Raw genomic sequence first — 3,347 nt, forward strand, 5'->3', positions numbered from 1 at the left:
TCCTTCATCACGGCATACATCTCTTTGTAGCCCATCATAACGGTTTCAATGACCGAAAACTCATCAAAAGCATAATGGTTTTGGCTTAAAACAGCCATACGCTCGCCCGGGGTAAAACTTACCGAACCGCTTGTTGGGTCAATATCACCCGAAAGGATTTTTAGGAAGGTTGACTTACCCGCGCCATTAGCGCCAATAATGCCATAGCAATTCCCTTGAGAAAACTTAAGGTTAACGTCTTCAAATAATGTCCGTTTTCCGTAACGTAAAGATAGATTGGATACCGTAATCATGCTGCACCTGTATTTTGGCGCAAAAATACGGTAAATACTTCATTTTTTGGTACACTAAGCCGATATTATGTTTGGGGTAACATTGGGGATATTTCAGTATATAAAAGCCCCGTTTTATTGACATTGCTGTGTATATTATTGCCCAGATTTTTAGTAAATTTATAAGACAAGAGGCTGGGTGAGCACTGTTTAGCTATGAAATTAACCAATTGGAAAAAATGGAACAACCTTTGACTTATAGTTATAGAAATTACTTAAATATTATGGTCATGGTAGCATTAATTATCGCTTTGGTTATTATTAACATAGTAATAGCCATCAATAACATATACAAAAGAAAAGTTTATTAACTGGCAATTAATTAACGTTTAGTTTAAAATCTCACTTAAACTTTGCGTTTCATAGTCGGCCAATTTTTGCAGAGGACCCGAGGCGAGCATTTTCATCATCATGCTCAGATCTGCATGAATAGTAAAAAGAACATTGGTATGGTCGTTATCAAAAKATAGCGACCATTTTAATTCCAGGTCAAACGGTGGCTTTGCGGCCGGTACAATCCTTATTTCCTGATCAGGTATCCGGCTATCTACCTTTAAAGAAAGTTTGGCCATATTGGGGATGCTAAAACTGGCTTCGTCGGCGGTTGATACCCACTCCTGTATGTTTTCAGGCATCAGTTTCTGGTGATTGTTAAAATCAGCCAAATAACTGTAAACCTCATTCAAAGGCTTATTAATGCTTATGTTGCTTGTAAAAGTGATCATTTGAGGTTCGAGTTGCGGGTTATGAGTTGCCAGTTATCAGAATTGACAAATAAATAGTTAAAATCAACAGTCAAAAATCGTGATAATCCTTTAATCGTGTAAATCAGGGTGCAGATAAAAATCAACGAAATCATCCGAATCAAAAAAATCAACGGTTCAGCTCGATGCTACTTGTCCCCATGCGGCAGGATTTTCGCGCCATTGTTTTAATATGGCAACATCCTTATCAATAATATATTGATTTTCTCCGGCGTATTTAATTAACGCGTTATAGTTTGACAGGGTAACAAACGGGCAACTTGCTTGTTTAAAGTTTTCGGTAGCAACATCAAATCCGTAGCTAAAAATAGCGGCAAGGCCTGCTACTTCATAACCGGCTGTGCGCAGGGCATCAACAGCCTGCAGACTGCTTTTTCCGGTTGATATCAGATCTTCAATAACAACCACCCTTTTGCCGGTGGTAGTTGGTACATCTCCTTCAATTAAACTTCCGGTTCCATGCTCTTTAGCTTTGGCACGTACGTAAATAAATGGAAGGCCAAGTTCTTGTGCTACCAGTGCACCTTGTGGTATCCCGGCAGTAGCTACACCGGCTATACAACCTACACTACCAAACTTTTCTTGTATTATAACTGTTAATTGTTGTCTGATATAGGTGCGGATAGACGGATGAGAAAGCGTTACGCGATTATCACAATAAATTGGTGATTTCCATCCCGACGCCCATGTAAAAGGATTGTTAGGTTGTAATTTAATTGCTTTAATTTGCAGCAGGAATTCGGCTACTTGCTGCTCGATCTCATTATTATTAAACATGGCTCAAAAATACAGAATTTATATTAACGAAAAGGTTATCCTGATAACGGAATCTGAACCTGCCAAAGCTGAAAGTTATGAAAAGCTTGAGGCAGAGACCTTTGATTTGAAAATAATTTACACCTGGATACTCGCAAGGCCCAACAGGTTGTTCTATATTCAATGTAGTAATGCAAAGGTTTTTTTAAAATCTGTTATAAAAAGTATCACCCTAATTGAGGCTGCCGGGGGGCTTGTGAAGAGCGCTGCCGGTAATTATTTATTCATTTACCGCAATGATAAATGGGACCTGCCCAAAGGTAAAATAGAGAAAGATGAGACAATTAAGGAAGCCGCCGTGCGCGAAGTTGAGGAGGAGTGTGGTATAAAAGTAAACAAGCTAAAGGAGAAGATCTGCAAAACTTATCATGTTTATGTAAGCAGGGGCGAGGTAGTGCTGAAAAAAACGCATTGGTTTAATATGGCCAGTAAAGGTCAGGAAAAGCTAAAGCCACAAAAAGAGGAAGGCATTACTGATGTACGCTGGTTTGAAATACATCATATTGAACCAATAGTTCATAATACTTTTCCATCCATTATGGATGTGCTGCATAAGGAGAAACTGGTTACAAATAAGCTAATGCCTCAGTAGGTATAAACTGGGCAACATCGCCGTGGTGCCGCATAATTTCGCGCACTATGGTTGAGCTTATAGACGAGTAACCCGGTTTGCTTACAATAAAAATGCTTTCAATATCGGGCACAAGCGCATGGTTCATCTGGGCTATGGCTTTTTCATATTCAAAGTCTGATACGGTACGTATCCCCCTGATCATGTAGGTGGCGCCAATGCTTTTGCAAAAGTTTACGGTTAAACCTTCGTAAGCTACTATGTGTATGCGATCGTCGTGCTTAAAAACCGCCCTCAGCATTTGTTCGCGGGTTTCGATACTCAAAAGGCCTTGCTTGCTGCTGTTTGCGCCGATGCCTATGTAAACTTTATCGAACAGACCAACCGATCTTTTTACAATATCAACATGGGCTTTAGTAACCGGATCAAACGAGCCGGGGAAAAGAGCGATCTTCATAGTAAGTAGATGTTATGCTTTATCCAAAAGTAACAATGATTTCGAATGTTTACGCGTATCAGGCCGAAATAATTGACAGGTTTTAGCCCCCTGTAATATCTTCCAGTTTATAATAAACCTTAATGCCATTTTCCCGGGCTATCCTTACATCTTCGTCAGCGCCTTTTGATGCGCCATCAATCCTTAAAACAGCATCACATTTTGCAAGGATCCGCCTGGATACCGGGTAGGAGATCTCTTCGTAAGCCTCGTCTCCAGGATATTTTGAACCGGCCTGCTTTAAAAGCGGTAATGCAAACCATTCGCCGATAACCGGTACATGCCCTGCCCGGAATATAGGGAGCGCCGTGGCTTCCATTTTTCGTAAATTTTCGGCCATCAGTTCAGGGTCATCATTGGTGCCAGAC

Annotated in this window: 6 protein-coding genes; 1 reads left to right on the plus strand and 5 read right to left on the minus strand. The window is 40.4% G+C overall.

Features of this window, described 5'->3' with window-relative positions; translation table 11 throughout:
* From AC1DRQ_RS30345 to pyrE, 3 genes are all read right to left on the minus strand, one after another.
* The coding region (locus AC1DRQ_RS30345; protein WP_477429674.1) for an ATP-binding cassette domain-containing protein at positions 1-293 on the minus strand (293 nt) is incomplete at its 3' end.
* Between the two features lie 368 nt (positions 294-661).
* Entirely contained in the window at positions 662-1,057 is a 396-nt protein-coding gene (locus AC1DRQ_RS30350; RefSeq protein ID WP_477429675.1) for an SRPBCC family protein, read from the minus strand.
* Between the two features lie 156 nt (positions 1,058-1,213).
* Complete coding sequence (gene pyrE, locus AC1DRQ_RS30355) at positions 1,214-1,873, minus strand: orotate phosphoribosyltransferase (RefSeq protein WP_477429676.1); 660 nt, start codon at positions 1,871-1,873, stop codon at positions 1,214-1,216.
* On the opposite strand from pyrE, the gene AC1DRQ_RS30360 reads away from it, so the two are divergent.
* Positions 1,872-2,504: an NUDIX hydrolase gene (locus AC1DRQ_RS30360; protein WP_477429677.1), complete on the plus strand. Its 633-nt coding sequence runs from the start codon at positions 1,872-1,874 to the stop codon at positions 2,502-2,504. The two genes, pyrE and AC1DRQ_RS30360, sit on opposite strands and share 2 nt — an antisense overlap.
* Here AC1DRQ_RS30360 and coaD read toward each other — a convergent pair.
* Complete coding sequence (gene coaD, locus AC1DRQ_RS30365; protein ID WP_429396877.1) at positions 2,479-2,940, minus strand: pantetheine-phosphate adenylyltransferase; 462 nt, start codon at positions 2,938-2,940, stop codon at positions 2,479-2,481. The two genes, AC1DRQ_RS30360 and coaD, sit on opposite strands and share 26 nt — an antisense overlap.
* An 82-nt stretch (positions 2,941-3,022) precedes the next feature.
* Positions 3,023-3,347, minus strand: a 325-nt coding sequence (locus tag AC1DRQ_RS30370) for a DUF4406 domain-containing protein (protein ID WP_477429680.1), incomplete at its 5' end; no start/stop codon positions are given.

It is taken from the genome of Mucilaginibacter sp. P4_E8, from assembly GCF_056401495.1.

Excerpts from the sequence above, each read along its gene's own strand:
- AC1DRQ_RS30360 (WP_477429677.1), top strand. The coding sequence starts at position 1,872 with ATGGCTCAAAAATACAGAATTTATATTAACGAAAAGGTTATCCTGATA.
- pyrE (WP_477429676.1), bottom strand. The coding sequence starts at position 1,873 with ATGTTTAATAATAATGAGATCGAGCAGCAAGTAGCCGAATTCCTGCTG.
- coaD (WP_429396877.1), bottom strand. The coding sequence starts at position 2,940 with ATGAAGATCGCTCTTTTCCCCGGCTCGTTTGATCCGGTTACTAAAGCC.